Origin of the sequence: Leptogranulimonas caecicola, assembly GCF_023168405.1 — a bacterium.
GTDB lineage: Bacteria > Actinomycetota > Coriobacteriia > Coriobacteriales > Atopobiaceae > Leptogranulimonas > Leptogranulimonas caecicola.
The window spans coordinates 127087-143072 of record NZ_AP025285.1 but is presented as its reverse complement, the minus strand read 5'-3'; the positions used below and the strand labels follow the sequence as shown (position 1 = coordinate 143072).

The 15986-nt window shown below is 61.7% G+C and carries 14 protein-coding genes, 1 tRNA gene and 1 riboswitch; of the genes, 6 read left to right on the top strand and 9 right to left on the bottom strand.

Features of this window, described 5'->3' with window-relative positions:
- Nucleotides 1-101: 101 nt before the first annotated feature.
- On the bottom strand, nt 102-305 hold the full coding sequence (locus OR601_RS00610; RefSeq protein WP_136011650.1) for a nucleic acid-binding protein: 204 nt from the start codon (nt 303-305) through the stop codon (nt 102-104).
- A gap of 388 nt (nt 306-693) precedes the next feature.
- Between OR601_RS00610 and OR601_RS00605 the strand changes: the two genes are divergently transcribed.
- Both OR601_RS00605 and OR601_RS00600 read left to right on the top strand, forming a co-directional pair.
- Complete coding sequence (locus OR601_RS00605; RefSeq protein WP_265591833.1) at nt 694-1089, top strand: hypothetical protein; 396 nt, start codon at nt 694-696, stop codon at nt 1087-1089.
- 24 nt (nt 1090-1113) lie between these two features.
- A complete protein-coding gene (locus tag OR601_RS00600; protein ID WP_265591832.1) occupies nt 1114-2310 on the top strand; it encodes an Ltp family lipoprotein in 1197 nt (398 codons plus the stop codon).
- A 92-nt stretch (nt 2311-2402) separates the two neighbouring features.
- Here OR601_RS00600 and OR601_RS00595 read toward each other — a convergent pair whose 3' ends face one another.
- Both OR601_RS00595 and asnS read right to left on the bottom strand, forming a co-directional pair.
- Entirely contained in the window at nt 2403-3062 is a 660-nt protein-coding gene (locus OR601_RS00595; protein ID WP_265591831.1) for a hypothetical protein, read from the bottom strand.
- Nucleotides 3063-3249: 187 nt separating this feature from the next.
- The gene (gene asnS, locus OR601_RS00590; protein WP_265591830.1) at nt 3250-4653 is read right to left on the bottom strand and encodes an asparagine--tRNA ligase; all 1404 of its coding nucleotides are present in this window, start codon (nt 4651-4653) and stop codon (nt 3250-3252) included.
- On the opposite strand from asnS, the gene OR601_RS00585 reads away from it, so the two are divergent.
- From OR601_RS00585 to yfcE, 3 genes are all read left to right on the top strand, one after another.
- Nucleotides 4652-4777, top strand: a complete 126-nt coding sequence (locus OR601_RS00585) for a hypothetical protein (protein ID WP_265591829.1) — start codon at nt 4652-4654, stop codon at nt 4775-4777. The two genes, asnS and OR601_RS00585, sit on opposite strands and share 2 nt — an antisense overlap.
- A gap of 633 nt (nt 4778-5410) precedes the next feature.
- Nucleotides 5411-5953, top strand: coding sequence for a hypothetical protein (locus tag OR601_RS00580; RefSeq protein WP_265591828.1), 543 nt, complete (start codon nt 5411-5413; stop codon nt 5951-5953).
- A 141-nt stretch (nt 5954-6094) separates the two neighbouring features.
- Nucleotides 6095-6622, top strand: a complete 528-nt coding sequence (gene yfcE, locus OR601_RS00575) for a phosphodiesterase (protein WP_136011655.1) — start codon at nt 6095-6097, stop codon at nt 6620-6622.
- Nucleotides 6623-7106: 484 nt separating this feature from the next.
- Here the strand turns inward: yfcE and OR601_RS00570 are convergent, their stop codons facing one another.
- Both OR601_RS00570 and OR601_RS00565 read right to left on the bottom strand, forming a co-directional pair.
- Nucleotides 7107-7667, bottom strand: coding sequence for a LemA family protein (locus OR601_RS00570; RefSeq protein ID WP_265591827.1), 561 nt, complete (start codon nt 7665-7667; stop codon nt 7107-7109).
- A 158-nt stretch (nt 7668-7825) separates the two neighbouring features.
- Nucleotides 7826-7915: transfer RNA gene (locus OR601_RS00565), tRNA-Ser, on the bottom strand.
- 52 nt (nt 7916-7967) lie between these two features.
- On the opposite strand from OR601_RS00565, the gene tadA reads away from it, so the two are divergent.
- Nucleotides 7968-8654: a tRNA adenosine(34) deaminase TadA gene (gene tadA, locus OR601_RS00560; RefSeq protein WP_323373078.1), complete on the top strand. Its 687-nt coding sequence runs from the start codon at nt 7968-7970 to the stop codon at nt 8652-8654.
- A 43-nt stretch (nt 8655-8697) separates the two neighbouring features.
- On the opposite strand, the gene OR601_RS00555 is transcribed toward tadA, so the two are convergent.
- The 4 genes from OR601_RS00555 to OR601_RS00540 form a co-directional block, all read right to left on the bottom strand.
- On the bottom strand, nt 8698-9609 hold the full coding sequence (locus OR601_RS00555) for a DUF4430 domain-containing protein (protein WP_265591826.1): 912 nt from the start codon (nt 9607-9609) through the stop codon (nt 8698-8700).
- Nucleotides 9610-9669: 60 nt separating this feature from the next.
- Complete coding sequence (locus tag OR601_RS00550) at nt 9670-11817, bottom strand: PQQ-binding-like beta-propeller repeat protein (protein WP_265591825.1); 2148 nt, start codon at nt 11815-11817, stop codon at nt 9670-9672.
- A 142-nt stretch (nt 11818-11959) separates the two neighbouring features.
- Nucleotides 11960-12176: riboswitch (cobalamin riboswitch) on the bottom strand.
- A gap of 439 nt (nt 12177-12615) precedes the next feature.
- A complete protein-coding gene (locus OR601_RS00545; protein WP_265591824.1) occupies nt 12616-13914 on the bottom strand; it encodes a class I SAM-dependent rRNA methyltransferase in 1299 nt (432 codons plus the stop codon).
- Between the two features lie 68 nt (nt 13915-13982).
- Nucleotides 13983-15518 (bottom strand): DEAD/DEAH box helicase, encoded by a 1536-nt coding sequence (locus tag OR601_RS00540; protein ID WP_265591823.1) that lies wholly within the window; start codon nt 15516-15518, stop codon nt 13983-13985.
- Nucleotides 15519-15986: the final 468 nt, after the last annotated feature.

The window sequence follows — 15986 nt, the reverse complement described above, 5'->3', positions numbered from 1 at the left end:
GCCCCTCAGCGGCGCGGCGACCTTCTTATAACGAGTCGCCTCCGTGAAACGCCCTGCGGCGAGAGCCTGAGCGCCCTCTGGCCTGGCGCGATGACCGGAGCCTAGGGCTCTTTGAGCTTGTCCACGTCCTCCAGGTAGATGGACACCTCTCCGCACTTGGGGCAGATGGCCACGTTGGGCTTTCCTATGCGGCCGCTAAAAAGCTTCGTGGCGTCGTCGGAAAGCACGATGCCGTAGCCTGCGCCTTCCACCTTGATGGCGCAGCCCTCTTTCATCTCGCTGCCGCACCTAAGACACTTGCGCATGAGATCTCCTTTTGGCTTTAAGACCCATAAAGTGAACTACATATTAAAGGACGAACAGACTATTTTTCAGTCTCTACTCTCATTGCTTTAATCACTCTGAACTATTATCTTTTGATAATTACAGTTCTCTGCAATTTGAAAGGATTTCCATGAGCGATCTCATCAATGATCCTAAAGAGACCCCCCCCCCCCGACAAATGAAGCAAGCCTAGGAATTATCAACGAAGATACAGCAAGCTCTTCAACGCAAGACGAGCCTGCACCCATTGCAACTGAGCAAACCCCTACTCAAATCGGATATGAACCTGCAAACAATCATGTCTCAGAAGTTTTTGATGAGAATCAAGAGACTAACGAAGCCTCAGCTCCTACAAATAATGAGCCTGCGATGGCCACTCCTCCAGATGGCACAGGCTCGGAAGCCGAGAAAAACATCCAGGTTATCGATGACGATCAGGCTGTTCGAACACTCCAGCAAGAAGACTCTTCTACCGCGGGACACAGCACTAGCAACGGCTATGCCTCCAGCTCTCTCAAAGATATACTGACTAAAAATGTTGCCAAACTTACTAAACCCTTAGGTAAACATCGCAAACCGATACTCATTGGCGCAGCAATACTCATTGCCTTAATCATTATTATTTCTGTTGTGAGCTGCGTGGCTCCCAAGAGCTTGGATGCTTCAAGCAACATGTTTGGCTACAAAGTTGAGCATCCCGACTCATGGTCAACTAGAAACAGTGGTAGCGGGCTCTCCACTATGCGCCTCGATACTACTTCTTAAAATATTAAGATTGTCGCAGGAACTGTGCCCTACGAGGGAGCCACCCCTGCATTAACTTCTAGCTCAGATTACAAGTCTGCATTTGCTGAAGGCGTCGAAGAGCTTCAAGGCGCCTACCTTCTTCCAGGCGTGAAGATCAATGCGTCTGATACAACAAAATGGGCTAGCGTCAAACTGGGATCCCAAGACTGCGTTACTGCCAGTGGATCCTCCGATCAGGGTTCCTACGTGGCTTATGGAACAGTGTTTGGGGATATTTTCTCAACCATTGTGTTCTATACACCCGACTCGCTTTCTCCAGGGCTTAAAGCAACTATCCAAAACATGGTTGACTCCCTTTCAATCGATGCACCTACCCACACGGCAACTTTTGAGGCTGAAGGCAAAACCGTTGAGAAGAAGATAGTTTGGGATCTTGGGCAGGGCGCCTCTGTAAAAGTGCCCGAAGCGCCCGAAGTTGAAGGCAAGGCGTTTGACCGTTGGGAACCCGTCAAACCAGCAAAAGTCGACGGTGACTACATCACAAATATCACAGGTGACACCAAGATAACCGCGAAGTACACGACTGCTTATGAAGTTGTATTCCTTGATGGGAATGGCAACGAGATCAAGAAGGAATGGGTCAAGGAAGGTGGCGCAGCAACAGCACCTGAGCCTCCTGCTATGGATCATTATAAGTTCATAAAATGGGACACTTCTCTTACCAACGTAAAGAGCAATCTCACCATCAAGCCTGTTTATAAACCTGTATGGACCGTTACCTTCACTGATGGCAACGGCGGCGTTTTTGCAACTGTTGAGGTTGATAATGGGCAGTCTGCCTCAGTTAAAGGCAATCCCACAAAAGATGGCTATACCTTTGAGGGCTGGAGTGTATCTACTGCGAACGTCACTTCCAACCTCACTGTAGACCCTGTATTCAAACGCATTCCCACCAAGGGAGAAAAGAACGCGTTGGGTACCGCACTTTCCTATCTCAAGACTATGCCGTTCTCTTACACCGGACTTATCAAGCAACTCGAATATGAAAAGTACAGCCATGAGGAAGCGGTTTATGCTGCGGACAACTGCGGCGCCGATTGGAACGAGCAGGCTGTGAAGCAAGCCAAGTCCTACCTTAGCTTCATGTCCTTCTCTCGCGGTGGCCTCATCGATCAGTTGATCTACGAGGGTTTCACTCCAGAGCAAGCTACTTATGGTGCAGACAAAATGGGACTGTAGGCTTATAACGCACTCTAGGCCCAGGCTTTAGCATTTCATTGTTTTAAACAGGGATAGCCCCCCTAAGCTATCCCTGTTTTTCATTTCTCATCTCACTGCTCTTCCGCAGGGGTCTCGGCATCGCTGTCCAGCGCCTCTCCCCTACGCCGCCAGCTCCAATCCACCAGACGCTGCACGGGGCTGTACGCGACGCGCAGCGTTCCGTGCACACGGCGGGGCGCCTCATGGAGCGCCTCGGCCACGTGGATGTTGGTGAGCCGCAGGATAAGCGCGTAGGTGTAGCCCGCAGTTCCCGAGAGCGCGTAGACATACCAGTTCAAGCCCGAGGTAAACAGCAGTATCGTGAACAGATCCCGCTCCACATCCTTAGCTAGATCTTCCAGGATCTCATCCCAGGGCATGGCACCTTGCAGCACCCCGTGAAAGCCGATGCCCGCCGCAAACACCAGCGCCCACCCCAGCGCGTAGGTCCAGCCGCGGCGCACTTCCACCGTGCGACGGCGGTGTTTGTCGGCAACTCCGGTGAGCCGCACCTGCACATGGGTGGTCTGCAGCCAACCGATAAGTACCCCTACCGGCGCCACGACGGCCAGCCAAGGCAGCTGCGAGGGATCGCGTACCAGCGTCACCAACGCCATGACCATGGAATAGGTGGGGATGCCCACCTGCGCAAGCCGAGACATGGGCTTGAAGGCAAAGGACTCGCCTATCACATAGAGCACGCCTGCGATCAGCAGCAAAAAAGGCAGCACGAAAAGATCCTCTCGTTGGTTTCGAGGTATCTTCCCGTGCCGCCTCGAGCGATTCAGAGACTCCTAATGGTTGGGTCGGCGGCTGACGCGCCCAAGGTGCCGAGAAGCCCGGCCATCCTGCCAAGGACGAATAGGGGCGCTTCGAGTGGCTTCCGTGCACGCAAAAGTTGCAATATGCCCCTTGAGCTTAGAAGTCGGCGTTGCCCACGGTGCGGGGATGGGGCAGCACGTCGCGGATGTTGTCGATACCGGTGAGATACATCACCAGTCGCTCGAAGCCCAGGCCAAAGCCGGCGTGCTCGCAGGTGCCATAGCGGCGCAGGTCCAGGTAGAACTTGTACTGCTCGGGGTCCATGCCCAGCTCGTGGATGCGGGCCTCGAGCAGGTCCAGGCGCTCCTCGCGCTGGGAGCCGCCTATGATCTCGCCGATGCCCGGCACCAGGCAGTCTACGGCCGCCACGGTCTTGCCATCGTCGTTGGCACGCATGTAGAAGGCCTTGATCTCGCGGGGATAATCGGTGACGAACACCGGGCGTTGGAAGTGTTTCTCGGTAAGGAAACGCTCGTGCTCGGTTTGAAGGTCGATGCCCCAGGAGACCGGATACTCGAACTTGTGGCCGGCGGCTTGCGCGGCCGTAAGGATCTCGATGGCCTGGGTGTAGGTACACCTGGCAAAGTCGGAGCTGGCCACGTGCTCCAGGCGCTCGGCAAGGCCCTTGTCCACGAACTTGTTGAACATGGCCATCTCGTCGGGACAGGCGTCCATGACGCGGCGGATGACGTACTTGAGCATGGCCTCGGCCACGTCCATGTCGCCCTCCAGGTCGCAGAAGGCCATCTCGGGCTCGATCATCCAGAACTCGGCGGCGTGGCGGCGGGTGTTGGAGTTCTCGGCGCGGAAGGTGGGGCCAAAGGTGTAGACGTCGCCAAAGCTCATGGCGAAGTTCTCAGCTTGGAGCTGGCCGGACACCGTGAGGTTGGTGGCCTTGCCAAAGAAGTCCTGGCTCCAATCCACTGCGCCGTCAGGGGTGCGGGGCGGGTTGTCCACGTCCAGGGTGGTGACGCGGAACATCTCGCCGGCGCCCTCGGCATCTGAGGCGGTGATAATGGGCGTGGTCACATAGACAAAACCGCGCTCCTGAAAGAACTGATGGATGGCGAAGGCCGCCACCGACCGCACGCGGAACACCGCGCGAAACAGGTTGGTGCGGCTGCGCAAATGCTGCTGCGTGCGCAAGAACTCGCGGGTGGCGCGCTTCTTTTGCATGGGGTAGTCGGGGGCGCTCTCGCCCAGAATGACGATCTTGGCGGCCTTAAGTTCGAAGGGCTGCGGACGCTCTGGAGTGAGCGCGACGACGCCGTGCACGCACACCGCCGATCCTGTGCCCAACGCTGCCACCTGGGCGTAGTTGTCCACCTCGCCCACGTTCATGACCACCTGGAGGTCGGCGAAACAGCTGCCGTCGTTGAGAGTCACGAAGCCAAAGTTCTTCATGTCGCGCACCGAGCGCGTCCATCCGCACACCACCACGTCTTTGTCTGCGAACGCAGCAGGATTGGCATTGAGCTGGGCGATCGTGGTTCTCTTCATGGCTAGGAACACCTTTCTGGTTGCGGGCATGCCAGGCGTGCGCCTGCTGGGCAGCTGGACGAGCCTGGCGCCCAAGACACGCATTCAGGTAGCGGCGGTAAGGGCTTCTCGGCGTTTATTGTAGGCGCTTGCGGAGTTGTGCGGGTGTTCACGGCATGAAGGATGCCGGTGCGATGGACGACAGGAGACTAGAGGCACCCGGGCGATGGAGGAGTTACCAAGGCAACGCATCCGAGAGATCAAGAGGTTGGCCGGGAGATTGAAGGATGCTTGCCTCTCTGAAAAGGGTGTTTTGCTGCCCTGAGAAGGATATTTATCCCTCTGAAAACTATCTACTTTAGCTTCATTATTTTGCAGAGTAAGTAGTCATTTGCTTTATTAGATGCGTTTTAATGTTACTAATGTAGCATCTTTCCTGAGGGACTGAGCCCTCAACCTGGGAGTCGCTTTCAGCGAGCACAGTCGCGCTGTCGGCACTCCCCCCATGAGCGCCTCGCCATGATAACGGCGCCGGGCGTACCGGGGTGCGTCATCTCCCTTCACGCTCGCTGGGAGTGACAGTCCGCAATAAGCCACTCGTATGACAGCCCTGGCCAGAAACGCCACCCTTCCTCCCCAAGATCTTTATGGGTATGAGAATTGGGTATGGGAAAACTCGTCGATGGGCAAAGCCCGTAGGTAGCCGGATTGGGCACAGATGCCAGCTGATACCTAACGCCTGTGGCTTTTGCTCAGCTTCGTGAGGAAGGGACCCACTATGGACAACCAAAAACGCGCTCGCATCAATGATATGTGCTATCGCTGGCTGCTTACCATCATCGCGCTGGCGTGCGCCGCAGTCTATGCCATCTACTGCATCGTCTACTGGGGAGGGCTGGCTGTCACCGGCGACGCCCTGGTAGGCATGGCGCTGGGGCTTTTGACCCCGCATTTCTTGGCACTGGCTGTGGGCATCGTGTTCTCGGCGCTGGCATTGGCTCAAAAGCGCGCTGGCTGGGATTTGGTCGCCGGCGTGGCCTACTTGCTGGCCATCGTGTTCTTCCCTGGCTACTGGGGTTTCCTGATCGTTCCTTGCCTCCTTTCTTTCGCCGGCTGGCTGCGCATGCGCCGCTACGTGAAGTTCCAGGAGAAGCTGGAAGATCAGGCCGCTGAGGACAAAGTGGCCGCCGCCACAGAAGACGCCCCTAACCAAGAGATGGCGCACATGGCCGATCAGGCCGACGAGGCCGCTGCCAAAGAGGCCCAGGAAGCCAAGGTGGAGGAGGCCGATATCTCGGATCCCAGCGACTACCAGGAGTAAGCATCGGGCGATTCGCCCGGCATATCATCGCTAAAACCAGTAAGCTACCTTTCAAAAGCACAGGCCCTGGCGCGCAGACTCGCCGCTACACGCGCGGTCTTGCCGCCAGGCCAAAGGTCCTCGGGAAGGGTGGCTTTTCTTATGAAGTATCTCATTGCTAGCGACATCCATGGATCTGCCTATTGGTGCGAGCGCCTTATGGAGGCTGTCGACGCCCAACAGCCCGACAAGATCATCCTCCTGGGCGATCTCCTCTACCACGGCCCCCGCAACGACCTGCCTCGCGGCTATGCTCCCAAGCAGGTCATCCCCATGCTCAACGGGCTGGCTTCTTCCATCACCTGCGTGCGCGGCAACTGCGAGGCCGAGGTGGACCAAATGGTGCTGGATTTTCCCTGCATGGGCGACTATTCCCAGCTCGTCGACGAGTCCGGCCGCACCCTCTGGCTCACCCACGGGCACCTGTGGAACCCCGACTTGCTTCCGCCTCTCGCCCCCGGCTCCGCCTTCCTCTACGGCCACACCCACGTCAAGCAGCTGGCCGAGACCCCCGAGGGCATCACCCTCTTCAACCCCGGCAGCGTCTCCATCCCCAAGGACGGCTCCCACTCCTATGGCATCTACGAGGACGGTCAGTTCCGCTTCGAGCTGCTGGAGGAGAGCGAGTAGCGAGACGCGACGCCCGTTGGCATGGCGCCCGAGCCGCAGCGCCCATCCCAAAATTCACTACGTGGATTTTGGGGCCAAAATCGGCCGTTTGCTCCGTGAATTCACGTAGCAAATAATAAAACCCCAGGTTGCAGGAGCCGTTCACTACGTGAATTCACGTAGTGAAGCTGGATGGCTCCGGACATTGCGTCCAAATGGCGAGCCAAGACAGTTCAAGCGAAATCGGGCTTCGCGCCAAGGGGTGTGGAATCGGGCTTCGCGCCAAGGGGTGTGGCCAAGGGGCTGCCGAGAAGCCCAACGCCCTAGAGCTGCGAGCCACCCCTCATGCCCCAGCTCACCAAAAAGCCGGCCTCCCCGCGTCGCAAGACGCGGGGAGGCCGGCGGGTTTCTCGGCAAGAGTGCCGTGGAGCGTGGCAGAGTTGCGAGGCGCAGCGAGATCGTGAGACGCGGCGGGACGCGCGAGGTGGCTGCGCGGCGAGGTGAGCTAGAACTTTACCTTGGGAGCGGTGCGAGCGTCGTTTGAAGCCTCGAAGCCGTCCATGGCACTAAAGTTGCCCATGCCGGCCAGCAGGTTGCCGGGGAAGGTCTGGATGGCGTTGTTGTAGATATAGACGCAGTCGTTGTAGGACTGGCGGGCGTAGACGATGCGGTTCTCGGTGTCGGCGAGCTGCTGCTGAAGCTCCTCGAAGTTGGCGGAAGCCTTGAGATCGGGATAGGCCTCGGCCACGGCAAACAGCTGGCGGAGGGCGCCGGAGAGCTGATCGGAGGCTTCCATGGTTTGCTGCGGGGTTTGAGCTGCAGAGACGGCGGCGCGGGCCTCGGTGACGGCCTGGAGCGTGCTGGACTCATGGGAGGTGTAACCCTGGACGGTCTCCACCAGGTTGGGGATGAGGTCGTTGCGGCGCTGCAGGTTGGCGTCGATGTTTTGCCAGGCGTTATCCACGCGGTTGCGCTTTTGCACGATGCCGTTGTAAAGCATGATGCACGCCACCACAACCACCACGGCGATTACAATAAAGATCAAAGCGATACCAAACGGACCCATGTTCCCTCCTTGGGAGCGGCTGGCCTGGGCGCACGGCACGAAGACGCGAGGTCACAAGGCATGAAGCCCAGGCATCCGCGCCCTCTTTGCCGAGAAACGCCTCGGCCAATAAAGCTGCTGCGGCATCCTTGGGACACCGCAGCAGACGAGGACACAACTGGCGGGGAGAGAGGGATTCGAACCCTCGGGACGCGCAAGCGCCCAACGGTTTTCAAGACCGCCGCATTCGGCCGCTCTGCCATCTCCCCTCAGGATTGTTATCCTACCCCAAAACATGGCTCGTTTTTATCAAGGAGCGCCGTGACCCAACCACATCTCCCCGACACCGAAAACATTTCAAGCTCTCTGAGCGCCCCGGGCGCCTGCGCATCGCAGCCCGCAGGCGGCTCGGAGCCCGCCGGTGCCTTGCAGCCCGCCGCAGACCCACCACTCCCCGTTCAGCCCGCCGGCGGCTCGTACGCGATGGCGGATCCCCAGCGCGCCGACGACGAGCGCTTCATGGAGCTGGCCATCGCCCACGCCCAGGCGGCGGCACAGATGGGCGAGGTGCCTATCGGCGCCGTGGTGGTATGCGACGGGCAGGTGGTGGCCGCGGCGCACAATAAGCGCGAGACCAACCACGACCCTTCTGCCCACGCCGAGTTCTCCGCGCTGGTAGAGGCCTCGCGCGTGCTGGATCGTTGGCGGCTCAGCGGTTGCACTGTCTATGTGACCCTGGAGCCCTGCCTCATGTGCGCCGGCCTCATGGTCAACAGTCGCATCGATCGCTGTGTATTTGGCGCCCCCGACCCCAAGGGCGGCGCACTGGGCACCCTCTACGACGTGAGCTGCGACCCGCGCCTCAACCATGAGTTCACAGTGACCTCAGGCGTCCTTGCCGAGAAAAGCGCCCGCCTCCTGCGCGACTTTTTCCGACGCCGCCGCCAGGAGCGCAAGGCCGCCAAGCGCGCGAGCGGCGGAGACGCCGGAGCACACACCCACGGATAAGCGGTGGGGCGGCCAAACTATGTAGCTGGCAACCCTCGCCGCCCTAGCCCACCGTCACGAACTCCCACACTATGGCGTCGCCGATCGAGACCTCATAGGAGCTGCAGCTCACGTTGGGCTGGGCCCCGTTGACCGTGTAGGTCCAGCCCGTATTGGGCCCTGCCGCCTGCCCGTTGATGGCGGTGACGTAGGCGCCAAAAGCCCCGCCGCTGGCGCTAAAGGGAACGCCAGAAGCCGCCAGCACGTCGTAGACCGAGGATCCCGCCGCCACCGTGACCCGCTGCGACGCACCATCCACTACCTGGGTGACCGCGATGGTGGAGGCGTCGCCAGGCTGGGATGAGCCGGAGCTGCCGCCAGAGCCCGCACTTCCCGCAGCACCACTGGATCCACCAGAGGACCCGCCGACAGCCGCGCCCGCGCCGGCGCTGCCGGATGCCAAGGAGGACGTACCCCCAGAAGCCGGCGGCTCTGAGTCGCCAGAGCCGCCGGCCTGCCCGGCAGAGACGTCCTCCACCGAGGCAGCCGGCGCTTCAGCCGTGTCAGATCCCGCAGCCGCAGCGTCTCCCGAGACATCGGCGGGCTCCGTCGCCGCACCGTCGCCGGAAGCTCCAGCAACATCAGAAGATGCATCATCCCAGGAAGGCGCCGCTGTCTCCTGAGCGACCGCAAAGATCGCCAGCGGGTCGCGGCCTGCCACATACTCCCCCATCGACCAGACCGAGAACCCCGCCGCCGCAATCGCGAGCACCGCGAGGAAGGCAGTAATACGGTGCCGGCGGGTCGCAGCATGAGCGCCCGGTGCGGGATCCTTTGGCGTCGCGGCGCCGGAAGCCGTATTGGCGCGAGCCACGGCGCTGTCGCGGGTGCGCCGGACGCTCGTGGCAGCATCGACGGTTTGGGGCTTCTCCGCACCCTCCATACCTTGGGATTCCTCGCTAGCTTTGGCGGACATGTTGGCAGACCCATGACTTAGATGACCCCTTTGGGAGCCACCCCTAGGCTTTTCACTCATTTAAGAGGCCTTTCTCTTGGAAGCGACCAGGTTCCACATCGCCAACGCCACCAGCGCCGCGGCGCCTAGCGCCATAGTCGCGATGGGCCACCAGGGCAGCGGGGCATTCGCAGCGGCAGCGCCGTCGGCAAGGAGGGCTTCCGCATCGACAACCTCGGCAGTCGCAGCATCAGCATCGGCACCGGCGTCAGCGCCAGCTGCCTTTGCGCTGTTCCGAGCGCCCGCATCCCCGACGCCCTTGGCAGTCGTCGCAGCTGCCGTCGAGCCAGAAGCAGGACGCGCCGCCGAGCTGTCAGGCTGCGACGTTCCGCCAGGCTGCCCAGAGCCGCCAGCCCCCTGCGAACCATCGGGCTTCTGGGAGGCGCCGGGACCCTGGGAGCCGTCCGGCTGCTGAGGGACGGTTTTATCGGCAAGGATCTTGAAGAGCAGCCCGGAGTCGTTGGAGTAATAGAGCGCGCCGTCGGGGCCAGGGATGACGCTGGCCAGGCAATACTGCTGGTCAGCGGGGGCAGGCAGGTAGATTTGGGCCGCCTGCTCGTCGCCCAGCTTGTAGCCGCAGAGCGCTCCGGGCAGCGCGTTGCAGGTGAAGTAAGCCCAGGTGCCGTTGGCAGTCTCGCTGACCAGCGGCGCGCCCTGGACGGCTCCGGGAAGGGGCCCGGCAGCAGTGGCGTCCACGGTGCGGGTTACCGAGAAGCTCGCGACGTCGATGAGCGCAAGGCGTCCATGGTACCCGGTGGCGTCGGCGACCGCACCGCCCACCACCAGCGTGTCGCCCGCCAAAGCCGGCGTGCTGGTGGAAGATGTGGCAAAGGAGCACGCGGCGGCCTGGGTAGGGGTGCCGTCTTGCGCAACGGAGATGCGATGGGCCACGCCGTTGGAGGTAACCACTGCGAGGGTGCCGTCGCCCAGGGACACGGGGGTCGTGCGTACCGGGGCGCCCAAGTTGAGGGAGCCTTTGGGAGTACCTGTGGCAGCGTCGTAGATCTCCAGGGTTCCGACATCGTCACCGCAGGCCATAAGGCCGGAGCGGCCAGTCACCTGCACAGGGCCGCTCCAGTAGACGCCGGCGCCGCGGGGATTGGCCCGGGGGTAGCCGGAGAGCAAGGCTCCGGTGGCCAGGTTGGCCGCGCAGAGGTAGCCGCCTGTGGAGCCGCCCACGCCGTCGGGAGTGCAGGTGGCCCAATAGACCGCATCCTCTGCCACCGTGAGGCTGGAGAGCGACTGCTGGGGAACGGTGCCGTCGGCAGGCAGGGCGTCAGTGACCCAGAGGGTCTTGTGGGCGCTAGCCGAGATCGCCTGGAGCCGACCTCCGGAAAGCGGTACCAAAAGGAGGCCCTGGGCATAGGTGATCCGGCAGATGGAATCGATGGGGGCGCCCAGGGGCAGGCGAGCGTCAACCGTGCCGGAAGCAGGGTCGATGCACAGAAGCTGGGAACCCGCGGCCACCCAGAGCGAGCCGCCCACAAACACCGGATCCGAGACGTTGGTAGCCCAGTCATCGGCCTCTCGCAGGCGAAGCGACCAGGCTAAAGTGCCGGCCCCGGTAGGAGTGGCGTCCCTGGCGATGGCGCCCGTAGAAGCAGGGCCCCGCCAGGCGGGCCAGAAAGCCTCCACATCCGGGTGCGGGGCGGATGGATCGCACTCCACCGGGGCTTCCGGCAGGCTGGCGCCCCAGGGCGAGTAGTAGAGAGCGGCATCGGTGACCGGCTCGGTGAGCTCATAGTCACCGGGCATGACCTCGAGGGACTTGTCTGCCACAAAGAACTGCCAATAGTTGCTGCCGTCCCAGCCATAGCTCTGGCCGTCGCGGGTGAGGGTGAGCAGCGAGGCGTCGTAGCCGATGCCTGCGCCGTCCAGCATCTGCTTGACGGCCTCTTCCAGCGTGGTGCCCCTCTCAAAGGGAGCCTGGGTGCGCGGGAGCCAAAGCACGCCCTCGGGGCCGATGACCCGCAGGGTGAGGGCCACCTGTGCGGCGGGGTCGGCGGTCTGCCCATCGGACGCCTCCTGCACGCTGGCGGCGGGCTGCTGGGCCGCTTGGGCGACGGCCGCCACGGGCAGCTGGCCCCAGACCAACAGCGCCGAAAGCGCCCAGGCCGCGATGCGCATGCTGGCACCGGGGCGCCTACGGGGACTGGTTGTAGTTTTCATCGGTAACTCCTTGCCTGTGCCTTCGCCTTCTCAGGCGGATGGGCGGCAAGGATGAGACCCCGAATCGGGCCAACAAAACGGGCGGGAAAGCGGGAGCCAAGCATCACAGCACCGGCACCACGACCCACACGCCCAGGACGGTCGAACCTATCGAGGACAGGCAAGTCTCCTGACTCACGGGTGGCGGCCTACGCAGGTACGCACCGCCAGTGCGGGCCCCTTCTCGAGCTTGCGCCCAATGGGAATGCGCCCGCGCCTTTGCCCGAACACAGTAGTGGCGGCTGCCCCGGACTCTAACCGGGTTCCTTATTAATCTACTAAGCAAGCAGCTGTTCGAACCGTGCCCTCGGGTTGCGATGATATGCAGTTGGCACAAGGGTACCTCATTTTGGGTGCTTACATCTGTGTGTGTTGGTCGCAGATTCTAAGCCAACTCATTCCGCCCACTACACTGATCAGATGGAAGCCCTGCCAGTAGCCCCAGTTTGGCAGTTCTTTCTGCCAGGCACGCTAGGATGGCAGGCGGCCAGAGGTAAAGTCCTGCCAACCTGTGCTTTGTGGCGCTGGGCGCAGCTAAACTCCGAGAACAAAGAAGGTAGATTGGCAGACTCGCAGCCCCAAATTCCTGCCAGTAGCCCCAGTTTGGCAGTTCTTTCTGCCAGGCACGCTAGGATGGCAGGCGCTTCTGCCACGCATCAAGTTGTCACTCAATGCGCACGCCCCGGCTGCCGAGAAACCCGCGCCCTCGGCACCGCAATCCGCATGCCGCTCGCAGCACACCGCCACAAGCCGGCACCCCTACACCACCTGGAAGATGAAAAAGTCCAGGTAGTGGGTCTCGGGGATGCCCCAGACAATGGGATGGTCCGGGGCCTGCTGGCGCTCCTCCACCTGCCGCAGCTGCACATGGGCGTCGTGGGCGGCTTGGGCGATGGCGGACTTGAGGTGCTCAGCGTCCATGAAATGGGAGCAGCTGCAGGTGGCCAAGTAGCCACCCCGAGGCAGCAGGCGCATGGCTTGATTGTTGATCTCCCGATAGCCTCGGGCCGCGCTTCCCCGCGTACTCCGGCTCTTGGTGAAGGCCGGCGGATCCAGCACAATGAGGTCAAAGGGGCCGCCCTGCTCTTTGAGGAAGCGCTTATCGGCAAGGAGGGCGTCCAAGTACTCGAACACATTGGCGCAGGTAAACGCCATGGAACCGTCGAGCCCGTTGAGACGCGCATTGGCAGCGGCCAGGTCGCAGGCCGTCTGGGAGATGTCGACGCACCTCGTGAAGGCGGCGCCACCTGCGGCGGCGTTGAGGCCAAAGGGCCCCACGTGGCTGAAGCAGTCCAGGACGCGCTTGCCGGCGGCCAGGTCGCGGACGGCTCGGCGATTGTACTTTTGATCCAGGAAGAAGCCTGTTTTTTGCGAATGGGCCAGATCCAGCGCGTAGGCGATGCCGTTCTCGTGGGCGACGACCTGGGGCGAATCGGGCACGCTCACCTGGCCGTCCCAGCCACCGCCGCCCCAAAAGCCCTGGTAGCTGGGCAGGCCCTCCAGTCTGCGAGTCTTGCCGTCGTTGCGCTCGAAGATGGCGCGGATGTCGGCGCCGTCAGCGCGGAGCACATCCAACAGCGCACCGTATACCTGCGGACGCAGCCGCTCCATGCCCACGGTGCCCACCTGGCTCACCAGCACGTCCTCGTAGCGGTCGACCACCAGGCCGGGAAAGCCGTCGGCTTCCGAGAAGACCACTCGGCAGCAGTCAGTATCCGGCTCGCAGCCCGGAAGCGCGCGATGACCCATGGTCGTCTTACGGTACTCCCAGGCCCAGGCGGCCTTGCGGTGCCAAAAGGCGCCGTCGAAGCGGTCGTTGGCGTTGCGCGAGATCAGGCGCACTCGGATCTTCGATTCTGCCGATAAGAGCCCCGTTCCCTGGTAGGTGCCGTTCTTCTCAAGGACGTCAACCAGGCATCCGTTCTCCACGGGCGACCCGTCCAGTCCCGGCTCCACGGCCAGCACCTCGCCGGCAAACACCCAGGGGTGGCCGGCAGCCAGCGCTCGGGCGGCTTTCTTGGTGACGATGGCGCGCGCATAGGGACGCTGCTGCTTCATGAGGTGCCTCTCCTGATATAGTTGCTAGTTTGATTTTGGTCCTCTTGGCAGGCCTTCCGCTGCTCGCCCTAGGAGTGGCGGCCAAAGCGCCCCCCGGCAGGGCCGCGGCCACGCGCCCGAGATCCCGAGAACATGGTGCGCTTGGGCTTTTGGGTGCTTCGGCGGTCGTTGGGCACGATGCGACCGGCGGCATAGGAGAATCCCTCAAGATCCTGCACGGGCACCAGTTTATGCATAAAGTACTCGATCTCGCGCAGCGGGCTGATCTCGTCCGGCGCCACAAAAGTGTAGGCATGACCTGCGGCTCCGGCGCGGCCCGTGCGCCCAATGCGGTGCACGTAATCTTCCGGATCGGCGGGCACGTCGTAGTTCATCACCGCGTCGATGCCCGACACATCGATGCCGCGGCTCATGACGTCGGTGGCCACCAGCAGCCGGATCTTTCCCGCCCGAAACTTCTCCAGCGCCCGTTGCCTGGCCTTTTGCGGCCGGTCGGCATGCATCACATCTACCGAGAAGCCCGCAGCCTTCAGTGACTGCATCACCGCGTCGGCCCGGGCTTTGGTGCGGCAAAACACCAGCACCCGCTCATAGTTATCGCGCTTTACCAAGGCTTCCAACAGTTCTGTCTTTTGCCCCTGCACCACCGGCATGAGGGCCTCTTCCACGGTCTTCGCCGTTTCGCCTACACGCGCAATCTCGATCACTGCCGGGTCGTGCAACAGCGACGCGACGGTGGACTCCATGGATTGAGGAATCGTTGCCGAGAAAAGCAACGTCTGCTTGTTGGACGGCGTGGCTGCCAAGATGCGCTTGACCGAGGGCCAAAAGCCCATGTCGAGCATGCGGTCAGCTTCGTCCAACACCAGGATGCGCACTTGCGAAAGTGATACCAGCTTGCGCTCCATGAGGTCCAGCAGGCGCCCAGGGGTGGCCACCAGCAGCTCGCATCCGCGAGAGAGCGCTTTGAGCTGGGCGTCAAAGCGCGCGCCGCCCATCACCACCACGGTGCGCTGACCGGTGTGGTCGCACACCGCGCTGGTGACCTTCTCGATCTGCTGAGCCAGCTCGCGAGTGGGAGTGACGATGAGCGCCGGCGGCTTGATGGTGCCAGAGCCCGGAGTCGCGCCAGCTGCCTTAGCGGCCGCCGCTTTGCTGGAACCCTTGCCGCCCCGCGTATATCCCTTGCCACCCTTGGGGGTGCGAGTGCGGCGGAGGGGTTTCTCGGCATCGCCTTTAAGCCCTAGCTCCTGGAGGCGTTGGAGGACAGGAAGCACAAAAGCGCAGGTCTTTCCGGTGCCCGTCTGGGCGGAGGCCAGCACGTCGTGGCCGGCGAGGACTTGGGGGATGGCGTCGGCCTGGACGGGCGTGGGGGCCGTGAAGCCCAGGGCGTCGACGGCAGCCAGCAGCTGAGGGCTGAGGCCCAGCTGGTCGAAGGATGCGGTGTTGGCAGGCTGGGAGTCTAGAGGCTGGGGCGCTTGGGTGCCGCGAGTCGCGGCTTCATGTGTGGCGGATGCGGCGCGGGAAGATGCCGCTTGGGCGGTCGAGACGGGTGCGACCGGGACGGAGTGAGAATGTGCCGCAGGGCGTGGGGTGTCTGTCATGGGAACTCTTTTCTTTGTGGCTACGTGCAAGTATCCCCCATGACGCGGCGCGATGCACAGTGGGAGCCTTGGTTGGCTGATGCGCACAGGTTGTGCAGAGCGTTTTGGCTTCAGGTGGCGTACTTTGACACTCGAATCGACTAGCCACTGGCTTTGAAAGACAGAACACGTTTGGCAGAAAGACTCACTAAGCGATGGTTTTAGCCTCGGCACGAGAGGCCGCTAGCGAGCAGAGATCCTGCAACGAAACGTGCTGAACGAGCAGATTTAGGACTGGATCTGCTCGTTTCTGCTCGCTTGTGTCAGAAACGCTGCCGGAAAGGCAGCCCTCATGCCAACGGAAAATGGATCTGTCGGAAATTAGGCTCTCGTGCCAACCGATACACTAAATGATAATCATGTTCGTTTGGCACGAAGCGTCGGTAGGATCTGGAAATCCTGCCAGATAAAAGCCGTAGGGCATGGATT